Source organism: Streptomyces sp. SP17BM10 (assembly GCF_036322405.1).
In the GTDB taxonomy this organism is placed as follows: Bacteria; Actinomycetota; Actinomycetes; order Streptomycetales; family Streptomycetaceae; genus Kitasatospora.
Genome location: NZ_JAQYXB010000588.1, coordinates 168,863 through 184,090, shown reverse-complemented (window position 1 = coordinate 184,090; position 15,228 = coordinate 168,863). Strand labels below are relative to the sequence as shown.

Below are 15,228 nucleotides of genomic sequence, written 5' to 3'. Positions count from 1 at the left end.
CGGGCGTGCGGGAGCAGGCCGCGGCCGATCCGTGGCGCGTGATCTCCGCCACCACCACGAAGTACAAGTCGGCCGGCCCGCTGGGCCGCCTGAACGCCTTCCGCGCCCGGGTGCGGTACTGGCTGGACCGGCCGCTGACGCCGTACCTGCTGATCGTCGGCACCACGCTGCTGCTGGTCGTGCTCGGCCTCATGATGGTCTTCTCGGCCTCGCAGATCCTGGCCCTGAACCAGCACCACACCGCGCAGTACTACTTCCTCAAACAGCTGATCGCGGCCATCCTCGGCCTCGTCCTGCTGGTCGGCATCGCCGCCGTCCCGGTGGCGGTGCTGCGGGTGGTCGTCTACCCGGTGATGTTCGGCGTGATCGGCGCGCTCGCGCTGGTCGCCGTGCCCGGCATCGGGGTGCGGATCAACGGCAACCAGAACTGGCTGGACTTCGGCTTCTTCCAGTTCCAGCCCTCGGAGTTCGCCAAGTTCGCGCTCGTCCTGTGGGGCGCCGACCTGCTCGCCCGCAAGCAGAAGGCCGGCACCCTCAGCTCCTGGAAGCACCTGCTCGTGCCGCTCGTGCCGGGCGCCCTGCTGCTGCTCGCGCTGATCATGCTCGGCGGCGACATGGGCACCTCGATGATCCTGGTGGCCATGCTGTTCGCGCTGCTCTGGATGGTCGGCGCACCGCTGCGGCTGTTCGTGGCCACCCTCGGCGTGGCCGTCGTCGTCTGCACCGCCCTGGTGATCACCGTCCCGCACCGCGCCGAACGCCTCGGCTGCATCGGCATCACCAAGCTCGACCCGGACGGTGCCTGCTTCCAGGCCCTGCACGGCGTCTACTCGTTCGCCCTCGGCGGAGGCTTCGGCACCGGCCTCGGCGCCGGCGTCGAGAAGTGGGGCCAGCTGCCCGAGGCGCACACCGACTTCATCTTCGCCGCGACCGGCGAGGAACTCGGTCTGGTGGGGACGCTGTCGGTGATCGGTCTCTTCGCGGCACTAGGCTACGCGGGTATCCGTGTGGCCATCGGTACGAAGGACCCCTTCGTCAGGTACGCCGCGGGAGCCGCCACCACGTGGATCATGGCCCAGGCCGTGATCAACCTGGGGTCGGCGCTGGGACTGCTGCCGATCGCGGGCGTCCCGCTCCCGCTGTTCTCCTACGGCGGTTCCGCCATGCTGTCGGCCATGTGCGCGATCGGGGTGCTGCTCTGCCTGGCACGCAGCACCTCCGGCGCGAAGGCGGCCCTGGCCGCCCGGAGCAAGAACTCCCGGATCAGGAGACGACTGGCCCGGGTGCTGCCACGACGACGAACCACAGCGCGCCCGGCCCCCGGGCCGGCACGCAGGGAGCGGTGAATTTCGGTGCATGTCGTACTCGCCGGCGGGGGGACCGCCGGTCACATCGAGCCGGCCATGGCCCTCGCGGACGCCCTCCGCAGGCACGACCCGTCCATCGGGATCACCGCCCTGGGCACCGAGCGCGGTCTGGAGACCCGGCTGGTGCCCGAGCGCGGCTACCAGCTGGAGCTCATCCCGGCCGTCCCGCTGCCCCGCAAGCCCACCCCCGAGCTGATCACCGTCCCGGGCCGGCTGCGCGGCACCGTCCGCGCCGCCCAGGAGATCATCGAGCGGGTCAACGCCGACGCCGTCGTCGGCTTCGGCGGCTACGTCGCCATGCCGGCCTACCTGGCTGCCAAGCGCGCCGGCGTGCCGATCGTGGTGCACGAGGCCAACGCCCGTCCGGGCCTGGCCAACAAGATCGGCGCCCGCTACACCGACTTCGTCGCCGTCTCCACCCCGGACAGCAAGCTGCGCGACTCGCGGTACATCGGCATCCCGCTGCGCCGCACGATCGCCACCCTGGACCGGAACACGGCCCGCCCGGAGGCCCGGCAGTACTTCGGCCTCGACCAGCGGCTGCCCACCCTGCTCGTCTCCGGCGGCTCCCAGGGCGCGCGCCGGCTCAACGAGACCGTCACCGCGATCGCCCCGCGCCTCCAGCAGTACGGGGTGCAGATCCTGCACGCCGTCGGGCCGAAGAACGAGCTGCCGCAGGTCAACGACATCCCGGGGATGCCGCCGTACCGCCCGGTGCCGTACGTCGACCGGATGGACCTCGCCTACGCCGCGGCCGACCTGATGCTGTGCCGGGCCGGCGCCATGACGGTGGCCGAGCTCGCGGCCGTCGGGCTGCCCGCCGCGTTCGTCCCGCTGCCGATCGGCAACGGCGAGCAGCGGCTGAACGCCCAGCCGATGGTCAAGGCGGGCGGCGGCCTGCTGGTGGACGACGCCGAGCTGACCCCGGACTGGGTGCTGCAGAACGTGCTGCCCGTCCTGACCGACCCGCAGAAGCTGTGGGACATGAGCCGGGCCGCGGCCGAGTTCGGCCGTCGGGACGCCGACGAACTGCTGGTCGGCATGGTCTACGAGGCCATCGAGGCCGCCCGCGGCGGTCGCCGCCGTGGTTGACGGCCGGCTCGCCGACCCCCTGGAGGAGGAGCTGGAGGCCGAGGAGCACGCTCCCCGGCTCCGGCTCTCCCGACGGGGCTTCGTGGTGCTGGGCGTGCTCGGTGCCACGGTGGTCGGCGCGCTGGCCTGGGTGGTCTTCTTCTCCTCGCTCCTGGACGTGCGGGACGTCGCCGTGCAGGGTGCGACCGACGACAAGCTGACGGCGGACCAGGTCCGCACGGCGATCGGCGGGCTCGGCGACGGCCCGCTGGCCCGGGTGGACCTGGACGCCGCCCAGCGGCGGGTCGAGGCGATCCCGCGGGTGGCCGGGGCCGAGGTCTGGCGGGGCTGGCCGCACACGCTCCAGGTGAAGGTCACCCAGCGCAAGGCGGTGGCCGCCGTCAAGGGCGACGACGGCCAGTTCACCCAGGTGGACGCCGGTGGCGTGAGCTTCGCCACCGAGGCGGCCCCGCCCGGCGGGGTGCCGGTCGTGGAACTGCGGCTCAGTCAGCAGGCGAAGGACGCGGACGGGGTGATCTCCCGTGCGCAGTTGGTGCAGGGAGCGGTGGCGGTGGCCGCCGGGCTGCCGTCCGATGTCGCCCAGCGGGCGGGGGCGCTGCTCGTGCACTCGTACGACGACATCGAACTGCAGCTCAGCGGGGGTGCGACGGTGCGCTGGGGGAGTCCGGAACAGAACGATCGCAAGGCCCGGGTCCTGGTGGCCCTACTGGCTCAGAAGGGCACGAACTACGACGTGAGTGCGCCGGACGCGCCGGCGGTGTCCGGATGATCCGGTAGGTTCTTCGCCTGGGGGTGGGGTTGACGCTTCGGAGTGTCGGCCCGACCCTTGGTGGTCACCCCGGTTTCATATGCCGACCGATGATCACATAGGCTCAAAAGAAAAAGGGAAGCTCGGCGTGTTCGTTGAAACGCGTGCCCGGAGCCACCTAGTGTCCTGTGTCACCAGACTGTGTCACCTGGTGATGTGACGGAGGCACAGGACTAACCCTAAAGGTCAAGTTTAGGGTTGGGGTCGGCGGTCGGCATTTCGGACATTGCGTCAGAAACCAGGCTCCCTACCCATCGACATCCGTCGGTACGGCTCTCACCGGGCCTCGCCGACCCGGAAATTCGAGGCGAGAGGCCTTCGACGTGGCAGCACCGCAGAACTACCTCGCAGTCATCAAGGTCGTCGGTATCGGCGGCGGTGGTGTCAACGCCATCAACCGGATGATCGAGGTCGGTCTCAAGGGCGTCGAGTTCATCGCGATCAACACCGATGCGCAGGCCCTCCTCATGAGCGACGCCGACGTCAAGCTCGATGTGGGCCGTGAACTCACCCGGGGCCTCGGCGCCGGCGCCAACCCCGAGGTCGGCCGCAAGGCCGCCGAGGACCACCGCGAGGAGATCGAGGAGGTCCTCAAGGGGGCCGACATGGTCTTCGTGACGGCCGGCGAGGGTGGTGGCACGGGCACGGGCGGCGCGCCCGTCGTCGCCAACATCGCCCGCTCGCTCGGCGCGCTCACCATCGGCGTGGTCACCCGCCCCTTCACCTTCGAGGGCCGGCGGCGCGCGAACCAGGCCGAGGACGGCATCGCGAGCCTGCGCGAAGAGGTCGACACCCTGATCGTCATCCCCAACGACCGGCTGCTGTCCATCTCGGACCGCCAGGTCAGCGTGCTCGACGCGTTCCGCTCGGCCGACCAGGTCCTGCTCTCCGGCGTCCAGGGCATCACCGACCTGATCACCACCCCGGGCCTGATCAACCTCGACTTCGCCGACGTCAAGTCCGTCATGTCGGACGCCGGTTCGGCGCTCATGGGCATCGGCTCGGCCCGCGGCGAGGACCGCGCCAAGGCTGCCGCGGTGATGGCGATCTCCTCGCCGCTGCTGGAGGCCTCGATCGACGGCGCCCGCGGCGTGCTGCTCTCCATCTCCGGTGGCTCGGACCTCGGCCTGTTCGAGATCAACGAGTCGGCCCAGCTGGTCAGCGAGGCCGCGCACCCCGAGGCCAACATCATCTTCGGTGCGGTCATCGACGACGCCCTCGGCGACGAGGTGCGGGTCACCGTCATCGCGGCCGGCTTCGACGGCGGACAGCCGCCGGCGATCGTCCGCGACCCGGTCGTCAAGTCCACCCCCGCCGCCCCGGCCACGCCGCCGGCCGCCCCGGAGCGCCCGGCCTCCCGGCCGTCGTACGGGGGCATCGGCTCGGTGACGTCCCGCTCCGAGGGTGACTCGGCCGCGCCGGCCCGCTCGACCGAGGCGCCGGCCACCACGACCGCCGCCCCGGTGCCGCCGCAGGTGCAGGCCGGACCGCGGCAGCCGTTCGTGGAGAGCCCGGCCGAGGAGCTCGACGTGCCGGACTTCCTTAAGTGATCGATCACGCCGTGCGCGATGGTGCTCACTTCGCCTTCACCGACCGGTGGGGCGGGGTGAGCACTTCGCCGTACGGGGAGCTGAACCTCGGCGGCGCGGTCGGGGACGACCCGGAGGCCGTCCGGGAGAACCGGGCGCTCGCCGCCCGCGAGGTGGGGCTGAACCCGGCCGACGTGGTCTGGATGAACCAGGTGCACGGCGCCGAGGTGGCCGTGGTGACGGAGCGACAGCCGCCGGGGGAGGCTCCGACGGTGGACGCGGTGGTCACCGACCGGCCGCTCGCGCTCGCGGTGCTGACCGCCGACTGCACGCCGGTGCTGCTGGCCGACCCGGTGGCGGGCGTCGTGGGCGCGGCCCACGCCGGCCGGCCCGGCCTCGCGGCCGGGGTGGTGCCCGCGGTCGTCCGGGCGATGACGGAGCTGGGCGCCGAGCCCGGCCGGATCGTCGCCGCCACCGGCCCCGCGGTGTGCGGCCGCTGCTACGAGGTGCCCGCCGAACTGCGCGGCGAAGTCGCCGCGGTGGTGCCCGCGGCCTTCGCCGAGACGTCCTGGGGGACTCCGGCCCTGGACGTGCCGGGAGGAGTGGTGGCCCAGCTGGCCGCCGCGGGGGTCACCGAGGTGGTGCGATCACCGGTCTGCACCCTCGAATCCGCCGATCACTACTCCTATCGCCGCGAGCAGCGCACGGGGCGGCTCGCGAGCTACGTCTGGTTGGGCTCTGATCACTGATGACGAACGACATCTACGGACCGTTCCCGGGCGGCGCGGATTTCGCGGCGGCGCTGACGGAGGGCCAGCGGGCCCGCTACGAGGAACTCGGCACCAACCTCGACGTGGTCGAGCGCCGGATCGCCGACGCGTGTGCCGCGGCCGGGCGGGAACGGAGCGAGGTCACCCTGATCGTCGTCACCAAGACCTATCCCGCCGAGGACAGCGCACTGCTCGCCGGGCTGGGTGTGACGGATGTCGCGGAGAACCGCGACCAGGACGCCGCGCCCAAGGCGGAACAGTGCAGAAACCTTCCTCTTGACTGGCACTTCGTCGGGCAGCTGCAGACCAACAAGGTCCGGTCGGTCGTGCGGTACGCGAACCACGTGCACTCGGTGGACCGGCTGCGGCTCGTGGAGTCGCTCTCCGCGGCGGTGCTCAAGACCGGGCGCCCGGAGCTCGGCTGCCTGGTGCAGGTGGCACTGGACAAGGAGCACGACGAGGGCGCGCACCGGGCCGGGGTCGCCCCCGCGGACGTGGCCGAACTGGCCGACGCCATCGCAGGCGCGCCCGGACTGCGGCTGGACGGTGTGATGACGGTCGCTCCGCTCGCCGGGCCGCTGGCCGGGGACCCGGCCCGTGCCTTCGATCGGCTGGCGGAAATCGCAACCGCCGTACGGACGGCCCATCCTGCTGCCACCATGGTCTCCGCAGGGATGAGCGGCGACCTGGAGCAGGCGATTGCCGCCGGAGCGACACACGTGCGCGTCGGAACGGCGGTACTCGGAGTGAGGTCACCCCTCAGGTAACGTCACCGAGTAAGTAGATCAGACTGCAGGACAAAATAGGACAGAAACTAGCAGCTTTCAGCGCGCTAGTGAACCGTGGATCGCAGCTCCGCGGCCCCCGCCACTAATTCACCAAATCTGACCATCCGTCGATCTGACGAGATGTCGCGGGCGGAACGTCGCGGAATCCGCAGGCAGGGCGACTGGCCCTGGCCGCCGAACCACCGAGCGGAGGAGACAGGAGCATGGCCGGCGCGATGCGCAAGATGGCGGTCTACCTCGGCCTCGTGGAGGACGAGACGTACGACGGCCAGGGGTACGACCCCGACGACGACTACGACGCGGACCCCGAGCCGATTCGAACGGGGGCGCGGACGGAGGACATTCCCCGGCCGGCCGCGGCGCCCGCCCCGGTCTCCTCGATCACTCCGCAGCCGGTGCCGGCCGCGGTCCCGATCCGGCAGGAGACCCCGAGGATGGCGCCAGTGTCGTCCATCACACCCGAACGCCGCCACAACCTGGAGAAGAGCGCCCCGGTGATCATGCCCAAGGTAGTGAACGAACGAGAGCCCTACCGCATCACCACGCTGCACCCGCGGACCTACAACGAGGCCCGTACCATCGGGGAACAGTTCCGCGGCGGCACCCCCGTGATCATGAATCTCACCGAGATGGACGACACCGATGCGAAGCGACTCGTAGACTTCGCCGCTGGACTCGTCTTCGGTCTGCACGGCAGTATCGAGCGCGTGACGCAGAAGGTGTTCCTGCTGTCTCCTGCTAACGTCGATGTCACGGCGGAGGACAAGGCTCGGATCGCCGAGGGTGGGTTCTTCAACCAGAGCTGACCCGGCCACGACTTTACGTGTGGATCTGATCAACAGTGGGTTAGCGACAGGCGGCGGGCCCCAGGGCCCGGGACCGGGGAGAGGGAAGCGCGATGGAGATCGTGTGGGCGGTGGCCTATTACGCCCTGACCGTCTTCCTGGTGTTCCTGCTTGTGCGGCTGGTGATGGACTGGGTCTTCCAGTTCGCGCGTTCGTGGCGGCCCGGCAAGGCCATGGTCCTGGTCCTGGAGGCCACGTACACTGTCACGGATCCGCCGCTCAAGCTTCTTCGGCGGTTCATCCCGCCGTTGCGTCTCGGGGGCGTGGCGCTCGACCTGTCCTTCTTCGTACTGATGATCATTGTGTATGTCCTGATCTCGCTTGTGCGGCCCTAGTCGTAGGTGACCGATGCGACAGGATGCCGGTGTGCCGACGATCACGTTGAGGTGAAGAGATGCCATTGACCCCCGAGGACGTTCGGAACAAGCAGTTCACGACCGTCCGCCTGCGCGAAGGCTATGACGAGGACGAGGTCGATGCCTTCCTCGACGAGGTCGAGGCGGAGCTGACCCGTCTGCTCCGCGAGAACGAGGATCTGCGCGCCAAGCTGGCCGCCGCGACTCGCGCCGCCGCGCAGAACCAGGCCAACATGCGGAAAGAACCGCCGCAGGACGCCCGTTCCGGCGCGCCCGTTCCGGCCGCCATATCCGGCCCGCCGGTCCCCGGCCAGCAGGGTCCGGGCGGCCCGCAGCAGATGGGCCCCGGCGGTCCCCAGCAGATGGGTCCGGGTGGTCCGCAGCAGATGGGCCCCGGCGGCCCGCAGCAGATGGGTCCGGGTGGCCCGCAGCAGCAGCAGATGGGCAACCAGCCCCTCGGCCTGCCCTCCGGTGCCCCGCAGCTCCCGGCCGGCCCCGGCGCGCAGCAGATGGGCGGCCAGCAGCAGCAGATGAACCAGACCATGGGCGGCCAGCAGCAACTGGTCCAGCCGATGGGCGGTCAGATGCTCCAGCCGATGGGCGGCCCCGGTGGCCAGCAGCCCATGGGCAACCCGATGGGCCAGGGCATGGGCCAGGGCATGGGCCAGCAGCAGATGCAGCCGATGGGCGGCCCCATGGGCGGCCAGCAGCAGCAGATGGGCGGCCCGCTCGGCGGCCCGATGCAGCAGCAGGGTCCCGGTGGCGACAGCGCCGCGCGTGTCCTGGCGCTCGCGCAGCAGACCGCCGACCAGGCGATCTCCGAGGCCCGTTCCGAGGCCAACAAGATCGTCGGCGAGGCGCGCAGCCGGGCCGAGGGCCTGGAGCGCGACGCCCGTGCCAAGGCCGACGCCCTGGAGCGGGACGCGCAGGAGAAGCACCGCGTCGCGATGGGGTCGCTGGAGTCGGCGCGGGCCACGCTGGAGCGCAAGGTCGAGGACCTGCGGGCGTTCGAGCGCGAGTACCGCACCCGCCTGAAGTCGTACCTGGAGACCCAGCTCCGTCAGCTGGAGTCGCAGGCCGACGACTCGCTCGCCCCGCCGCGGATCCCCGCCACCGCGTCGCTGCCGCCGGCGGCTTCGTCGATGGCTCCGGCCGGGTCGATGACCTCCGGTGGGACGTCCTTCGGTGGGAACCAGCCGTCGTTCGGTGGCAGCACGCCGTCCTTCGGCGGGCAGAGCTCCTTCGGCGGGAACCCGCCGGCGCCGAGCTTCGGCGGTCCGTCGGGCGGTGGCAGCACCGGGGCGCCGCAGATGCAGCCGGCCGGGATGACCCAGCCGATGGCGGCCGTGCGTCCGCAGCCGCCGCAGCCGATGCAGCAGGCTCCGGCGCCCATGCGGGGCTTCCTGATCGACGAGGACGGCGACAACTGAGGTTGTAGCAGGGCCTTTTGGGGCGTCCCCTTTCCGACCTTCGGGTCGGGGAGGGGGCGCCCCTTCTTGTGTCGGGTGGGCTTTCGGGTGGGACCGGGGGAGGGGTGGGAAAAAAGGAAACCGCCGCCCGGCTCCTCGGAGCGGGCGGCGGTTCCTTGGTCGGGTCAGGCCTTGCGGAGCTGGAAGGCCAGGCCGAGGGACTCGTCGGTGAAGGTGTCGGAGGTCCAGTCGGCGGCGCCGGCGGCGAAGTCGGTCGCGAGGACCTCTTCGGCGACGAGGGGGCCGTGTTCGGCGATGGCCTCGGCGGTCTCCTCGTTGGTGGCGCGCCACCGCAGGACGATGCGGTCGGCGACGTCCAGGCCGGAGTTCTTCCGGGCCTCCTGGATCTGGCGGATGGCGTCGCGGGCGATGCCCAGCCGCTTGAGCTCCGGGGTGATGGCCAGGTCGAGGGCGACGGTGGCGCCGGACTCGTTGGCGACGGCCCAGCCCTCGCGCGGGGTCTCGGTGATGATCACCTCGTCGGGGGACAGGGCGATCGTCTCGCCGTTCAGCTCGACGGTCGTTTCGCCGTTCGCGCGCAGTTCGGCGGCCAGGCGGGCGGCGTCGGTGGCGGCGACCGCCTTGGCGACGTCCTGCACGCCCTTGCCGAAGCGCTTGCCCAGCGCGCGGAAGTTGGCCTTGGCGCTGGTGTCGACGAGCGAGCCACCGACCTCGGCCAGGGACTCCAGGGCGGAGACGTTGAGCTCCTCGGCGATCTGCGCGCGCAGGTCGGCGGGCAGCTCCTCCCAGCCCTGGGCGGCGACCAGCGCGCGGGACAGCGGCTGTCGGGTCTTCACGCCGGACTCGGCGCGGGTGGCGCGGCCGAGTTCGACCAGGCGGCGGACCAGCGCCATGTGCCGGGAGAGCTCGGTGTCGATCAGGGCCTCGTCGGCCACCGGCCAGGTGGACAGGTGCACCGAGGAGGGGGCCTCCGGGGCGACCGGGACGACCAGGTCCTGCCAGACCCGCTCGGTGATGAACGGGGTGAGCGGGGCCATCAGGCGGGTGACCGTCTCCAGCGCCTCGTGCAGGGTGGCGAGCGCGGCGGCGTCGCCCTGCCAGAAGCGGCGGCGGCCGCGGCGGACGTACCAGTTGGACAGGTCGTCGACGAACGCGGACAGCAGCTTGCCGGCGCGCTGGGTGTCGTACGCCTCGAACGCCGCGTCCACCTCGCGGACCAGGGTGTTCAGCTCGGAGAGCACCCAGCGGTCCAGCTGCGGGCGGTCGGCCGGGGCCGGGTCGCCAGCGGACGGGGCCCAGTCGGCGGTGCGGGCGTACAGGGCCTGGAAGGCGACGGTGTTCCAGTAGGTGAGGAGGGTCTTGCGGACCACCTCCTGGATCGTGCCGTGGCCGACCCGGCGGGCCGACCACGGGGAGCCGCCGGCCGCCATGAACCAGCGGACCGCGTCGGCGCCGTGCTGGTCCATCAGCGGGATCGGCTGCAGGATGTTGCCCAGGTGCTTGGACATCTTGCGGCCGTCCTCGGCCAGGATGTGGCCCAGGCAGACGACGTTCTCGTAGCTGTTCTTGTCGAACACCAGGGTGCCGACGGCCATCAGCGTGTAGAACCAGCCGCGGGTCTGGTCGATCGCCTCGGAGATGAACTGCGCCGGGTAGCGCTTCTCGAACAGCTCCTTGTTCTGGTACGGGTAGCCGTACTGGGCGAAGGGCATCGAGCCCGAGTCGTACCAGGCGTCGATCACCTCGGGCACGCGCGTGGCGGTGCCGCCGCAGTCGCGGCAGGCGAAGGTCACCTCGTCGATGTACGGGCGGTGCGGGTCGAGGCCGCTCTGGTCGGTGCCGGTGAGCTCGGACAGCTCGGCCAGCGAGCCGACGCAGGTGAGGTGGCCCTCCTCGCAGCGCCAGATCGGCAGCGGAGTGCCCCAGTAGCGGTTGCGGCTGAGCGCCCAGTCGATGTTGTTGTTCAGCCAGTCGCCGAAGCGGCCGTGCTTGACCGTCTCGGGGAACCAGTTGGTGGCCTCGTTCTCGCGGATCAGCGCGTCCTTGACGGCAGTGGTCCGGATGTACCAGGACGGCTGCGCGTAGTAGAGCAGCGCGGTGTGGCAGCGCCAGCAGTGCGGGTAGCTGTGCTCGTACGCGACGTGGCGGAAGAGGAGGCCGCGCTCCTGGAGGTCCGCGACCAGGGCCTCGTCGGCCTTCTTGAAGAACTGGCCGCCGACCAGCGGGACCTCGGGGGCGAACGTGCCGTCGGCGAGCACCGGGTTGACCACCGGCAGGCCGTACTTGCGGCAGGTCGCGAGGTCGTCCGCGCCGAAGGCGGGGGCCTGGTGGACGATGCCGGTGCCGTCCTCGGTGGTGACGTAGTCGGCGGTGAGGACGAAGTGGGCGCCCTCGATGTCGACCAGCTCGAACGGGCGCCGGTAGGACCAACGCTCCATCTCGGCGCCGGTGAAGGACTCGCCAGTGGTCTCCCAGCCCTCGCCGAGGGCCTTGGCGACCAGTGGCTCGGCGACGACCAGCCGCTCGGTGCCGTCGGTGGCCACCACGTAGGTGACGTCCGGGTGCACGGCGACGGCGGTGTTGGAGACCAGGGTCCACGGGGTGGTGGTCCACGCGAGCAGGGCCGCGCCGCCGGCCAGGGGGCCGCCGGTCAGCGGGAAGCGGACGTAGACCGACGGGTCGACGACCGTCTCGTAGCCCTGGGCCAGCTCGTGGTCGGACAGGCCGGTGCCGCAGCGCGGGCACCAGGGGGCGACCCGGTGGTCCTGGACCAGCAGGCCCTTGTCGAAGATCTGCTTGAGCGACCACCACACGGACTGGACGTACGACGGGTCCATCGTCCGGTACGCCTCGTCGAGGTCCACCCAGTAGCCCATGCGGGTGGTCAGCTCGGTGAACGCGTCGGTGTGGCGCGTCACCGACTCGCGGCACTTGGCGTTGAACTCGGCGATGCCGTAGGCCTCGATGTCCTGCTTGCCGGAGAAGCCGAGTTCCTTCTCGACGGCCAGCTCGACCGGCAGGCCGTGGCAGTCCCAGCCGGCCTTGCGGGCGACGTGGTAGCCCTTCATCGTCCGGTAGCGCGGGAAGACGTCCTTGAAGACGCGGGCCTCGATGTGGTGGGCACCGGGCATGCCGTTGGCGGTCGGCGGGCCCTCGTAGAAGACCCACTCCGGGCGGCCCTCGGACTGCTCCAGGCTGCGCTGGAAGACCTTGTTGTCCTGCCAGAAGGAGAGGATCTGGTGTTCGAGGGCGGGCAGGTCCACCTGGGCGGGGACGGGGTTGTAGCGAGGGGTCGCGCGCAGCGCGTCGTCGGAAGGGTGGTGGTGGGTGACGGGTTGGGAGCTCATCGCGGGCGTCTACCTCCGGCGGATGCTGGGACTGGATCCTCCGGAGGGACGAGACGGCGAGCCGTCCCGCGGTACCACCCTCCTTGGCCGCGGTGGTGCGTGCGGCCCTCTTGTTTGGGCTTGCTGCCGGGTCTAGTGGGCCGCCGCGGCGGCCGTTCTTCCGGCGGCTCCGGGGTGATCTTCCCGCCGTGCACACCCCCGGGCTCGCACCGTCCCCGGGTCGCTGGTGGCTGCGTACGTCGGTACTCGTCCCATCTGCGCCTTGCAGGCCCAGTGTATCGGCTGCCGCAAGTCGGTTTCGCCCGGCGCGGGATGCGCGGGACGCGCCGAACGGCTGCTCGCGGGTGCCCCCGGGGGTGTCCCCCCGGGTGGTTAGGCGGGGGTGTTCTGGGCACAAGTCTGGTCGGCGCGAGGGGCGTGGCGGTTGGGGCGGCTGCCTGGGTGGGATCATGCTGAGGCGTCGGTATGTCATGTTGTGACCGGTTTTGATCGGGATTATCGTTCCGGCACTGGAAGCCGCCGGGAACCGGCGGCTCGATTCGTTCGTAGATGGGGTCGAAGCCATGGCTGATAAGGCAACCGGCGCGGGTACCGCCACCAAGCGGGCACGCAAGGCCATGGCGGTCGATCCAGGGGAGGGGACCGTGACCACTACCGCACGCCAGACCACCAGCACCGACACCGTCACCGTGCTGCGCGGGGCGGAATCCGTGGACCCGGCCACGCTGCCGGTCCGTCCGGGCGAGGAGCCGTGGACCTCGCAGGAGGTCCACGAACTGCACAACGAGCTGATCAGCGAGCTGGAGCGGCTGCAGAACGAGATCGGCGCCGCCGAGGCGGCGATCTCCGGCCTGATGCGCGACTCCAACGACGGTGCCGGCGACGACCAGGTGGACGCCGGCACGAAGAACATCTCGCGGGAGAGCGAGCTCGCCCTCGCCAACAACGCCCGGGACAGCCTCGCCCAGACCGAGCGCGCCCTGGAGCGGCTGGAGGGCGTCGGCTTCGGCGTCTGCGAGTCCTGCGGGCAGGCCATCGGCAAGGCCCGGATGCAGGCCTTCCCGCGGGCGACGCTCTGCGTGCAGTGCAAGGCCAAGCAGGAACGCCGCTGAACCCGCCGACCGGCGCGGCGCAGGGGGTCGGGCTTGCCGTACGCTCGACCCCGTAATGTCGCCCGACGCGTCCCCGCGTGGACGGGTCCGGGGCGGCACCGGCTCAGGAACATCGGCGCAGCGGAGCGGATCATCAGTACGCAAGGTTCCCCCCAGACCCGGGACGACGGCGTCCCGCACCCCGCCGATGCCGTGGAGGTGGTCGTGGCCGACCCGACCGAGGCGGGCGCCGCGAACGGTGCCACGGCGGTGGAGAACGGCAAGGGGCCGCGGCGGATCGGCGTCCTGCTGGTCGTCGCCGTGCTCGCCTTCCTGGTCGACCTCGGCAGCAAGCTGCTGGTCGTCGCCCGGCTGGAGAACCACGCGGCGATCAAGGTCGTCGGCGACGTCGTGACCTTCCAGGTGATCCGCAACTCCGGTGCCGCCTTCGGCATGGGCCAGGCCCTCACCGTCGTCTTCACCATGATCGCCTCGGCCGTCATCGTCGTGATCTGGCGCATCGCCCGGCGGCTGTACAGCCTGCCGTGGGCCATCGCGCTCGGGCTGCTGCTGGGCGGTGCCCTCGGCAACCTCACCGACCGGCTGTTCCGCGCGCCCGGCGTCTTCCGCGGGCACGTCGTGGACTTCATCTCCGTACAGCACTTCGCGGTCTTCAACCTCGCGGACTCGGCGATCGTGTGCGGCGGGATCCTGGTCGTCCTGCTGTCCTTCCGCGGGAGCAACCCGGACGGGACCGTGCACCAGCAGGCGGAGAAGACGGCGAAGTAAGGGGCCGCGGCCCCGCGGAGAGGCGGGCGGGAGGTTGGCGGCCGCCTTTCCGGCATACTCGTACGGGTGAGTACCGCAGCGCAGATCCGCAGCCTCCCCGTACCCGACGGCCTGGAGGGCGAGCGCCTCGACGCCGCCCTCGCCCGGATGTTCGGCTTCTCCCGGACCAAGGCCGCCGAGTTGGCCGCCGACGGCAAGGTGACGCTCGACGGCGCCGTGGCCGGCAAGTCGGACCGGGTGACCGCCGGCTCCTGGCTGGAGGTCGAGATCCCCGCCCCCGCCGCCCCGGTGCAGGTCGTCGCCGAGCCGGTCGAGGGCATGCGGATCGTCCACGAGGACGACGACATCGTGCTCGTCGACAAGCCCGTCGGCGTCGCCGCCCACCCCAGCCCCGGCTGGACCGGCCCCACCGTCATCGGCGGCCTCGCCGCGGCCGGCTTCCGGATCTCCACCTCCGGCGCGGCCGAGCGCCAGGGCATCGTCCACCGGCTCGACGTCGGCACCTCGGGCCTGATGGTCGTGGCGAAGTCGGAGCGCGCGTACACCGACCTCAAGCGCCAGTTCCACGACCGCATCACCGAGAAGCGCTACAACACGCTCGTCCAGGGCCACCCGGACCCGCTGAGCGGCACGGTCGACGCGCCGATCGGACGCCACCCCAGCTCGGACTGGAAGTGGGCGGTGACGCGTGAGGGCAAGCCGTCCGTCACGCACTACGACCTCATCGAGGCGTACCGGGCCGCGTCGCTGCTCGACGTCAAGCTGGAGACCGGCCGCACCCACCAGATCCGCGTGCACATGTCCGCGCTGCGGCACCCGTGCGTCGGCGACCTCACGTACGGCGCCGACCCGACGCTCGCCAAGCGGCTCGGCCTGACCCGGCAGTGGCTGCACGCCGTCTCGCTCGGGTTCGAGCACCCGGCGGACGGGCAGTGGGTCGAGTTCTCCAGCGAGTACCCGGCGGACCTGCGCAAGGCGCTCGACATCATCGCGTCGGAGAGCTGAGGTGCCGCCGG

General features: G+C 71.3%; 13 protein-coding genes. 12 read left to right on the top strand and 1 reads right to left on the bottom strand.

Going from position 1 to position 15,228, the window contains the following annotated elements; genetic code table 11:
• The first annotated feature begins 5 nt into the window (after positions 1-5).
• The 9 genes from ftsW to PUR71_RS19625 all read left to right on the top strand — a co-directional run bounded on the left by ftsW (position 6) and on the right by PUR71_RS19625 (position 8,985).
• Positions 6-1,346 carry a putative lipid II flippase FtsW gene (gene ftsW, locus PUR71_RS19665; RefSeq protein WP_443077486.1) on the top strand — a complete coding sequence of 447 codons (1,341 nt, stop codon included), beginning with the start codon at positions 6-8 and terminating at the stop codon, positions 1,344-1,346.
• A 6-nt stretch (positions 1,347-1,352) separates the two neighbouring features.
• Positions 1,353-2,459, top strand: a complete 1,107-nt coding sequence (murG, locus tag PUR71_RS19660) for an undecaprenyldiphospho-muramoylpentapeptide beta-N-acetylglucosaminyltransferase (protein WP_329928344.1) — start codon at positions 1,353-1,355, stop codon at positions 2,457-2,459.
• Entirely contained in the window at positions 2,452-3,228 is a 777-nt protein-coding gene (locus tag PUR71_RS19655) for a cell division protein FtsQ/DivIB (RefSeq protein ID WP_329928343.1), read from the top strand. The genes murG and PUR71_RS19655 overlap by 8 nt, the downstream gene beginning before the upstream one ends.
• Before the next feature lie 362 nt (positions 3,229-3,590).
• Positions 3,591-4,817, top strand: coding sequence for a cell division protein FtsZ (ftsZ, locus tag PUR71_RS19650; protein WP_329928342.1), 1,227 nt, complete (start codon positions 3,591-3,593; stop codon positions 4,815-4,817).
• 11 nt (positions 4,818-4,828) lie between these two features.
• Positions 4,829-5,545 carry a peptidoglycan editing factor PgeF gene (gene pgeF, locus PUR71_RS19645; protein ID WP_329928341.1) on the top strand — a complete coding sequence of 239 codons (717 nt, stop codon included), beginning with the start codon at positions 4,829-4,831 and terminating at the stop codon, positions 5,543-5,545.
• Positions 5,545-6,333 carry a YggS family pyridoxal phosphate-dependent enzyme gene (locus PUR71_RS19640; protein ID WP_329928340.1) on the top strand — a complete coding sequence of 263 codons (789 nt, stop codon included), beginning with the start codon at positions 5,545-5,547 and terminating at the stop codon, positions 6,331-6,333. The genes pgeF and PUR71_RS19640 overlap by 1 nt, the downstream gene beginning before the upstream one ends.
• 224 nt (positions 6,334-6,557) lie before the next feature.
• Positions 6,558-7,160 carry a cell division protein SepF gene (locus PUR71_RS19635; RefSeq protein ID WP_153460377.1) on the top strand — a complete coding sequence of 201 codons (603 nt, stop codon included), beginning with the start codon at positions 6,558-6,560 and terminating at the stop codon, positions 7,158-7,160.
• Between the two features lie 92 nt (positions 7,161-7,252).
• Complete coding sequence (locus PUR71_RS19630; protein WP_329928339.1) at positions 7,253-7,534, top strand: YggT family protein; 282 nt, start codon at positions 7,253-7,255, stop codon at positions 7,532-7,534.
• Positions 7,535-7,593: 59 nt separating this feature from the next.
• Positions 7,594-8,985 (top strand): DivIVA domain-containing protein, encoded by a 1,392-nt coding sequence (locus PUR71_RS19625; RefSeq protein ID WP_329928338.1) that lies wholly within the window; start codon positions 7,594-7,596, stop codon positions 8,983-8,985.
• 164 nt (positions 8,986-9,149) lie between these two features.
• On the opposite strand, the gene ileS is transcribed toward PUR71_RS19625, so the two are convergent.
• Complete coding sequence (gene ileS / locus PUR71_RS19620; RefSeq protein WP_329928337.1) at positions 9,150-12,332, bottom strand: isoleucine--tRNA ligase; 3,183 nt, start codon at positions 12,330-12,332, stop codon at positions 9,150-9,152.
• Positions 12,333-12,976: 644 nt separating this feature from the next.
• Between ileS and PUR71_RS19615 the strand changes: the two genes are divergently transcribed.
• The 3 genes from PUR71_RS19615 to PUR71_RS19605 all read left to right on the top strand — a co-directional run bounded on the left by PUR71_RS19615 (position 12,977) and on the right by PUR71_RS19605 (position 15,217).
• On the top strand, positions 12,977-13,444 hold the full coding sequence (locus PUR71_RS19615) for a TraR/DksA family transcriptional regulator (RefSeq protein ID WP_329928336.1): 468 nt from the start codon (positions 12,977-12,979) through the stop codon (positions 13,442-13,444).
• Between the two features lie 111 nt (positions 13,445-13,555).
• Positions 13,556-14,212: a signal peptidase II gene (lspA, locus tag PUR71_RS19610; RefSeq protein ID WP_443077496.1), complete on the top strand. Its 657-nt coding sequence runs from the start codon at positions 13,556-13,558 to the stop codon at positions 14,210-14,212.
• Positions 14,213-14,278: 66 nt separating this feature from the next.
• Positions 14,279-15,217 carry an RluA family pseudouridine synthase gene (locus PUR71_RS19605; protein WP_329928334.1) on the top strand — a complete coding sequence of 313 codons (939 nt, stop codon included), beginning with the start codon at positions 14,279-14,281 and terminating at the stop codon, positions 15,215-15,217.
• Positions 15,218-15,228 lie beyond the last annotated feature (11 nt).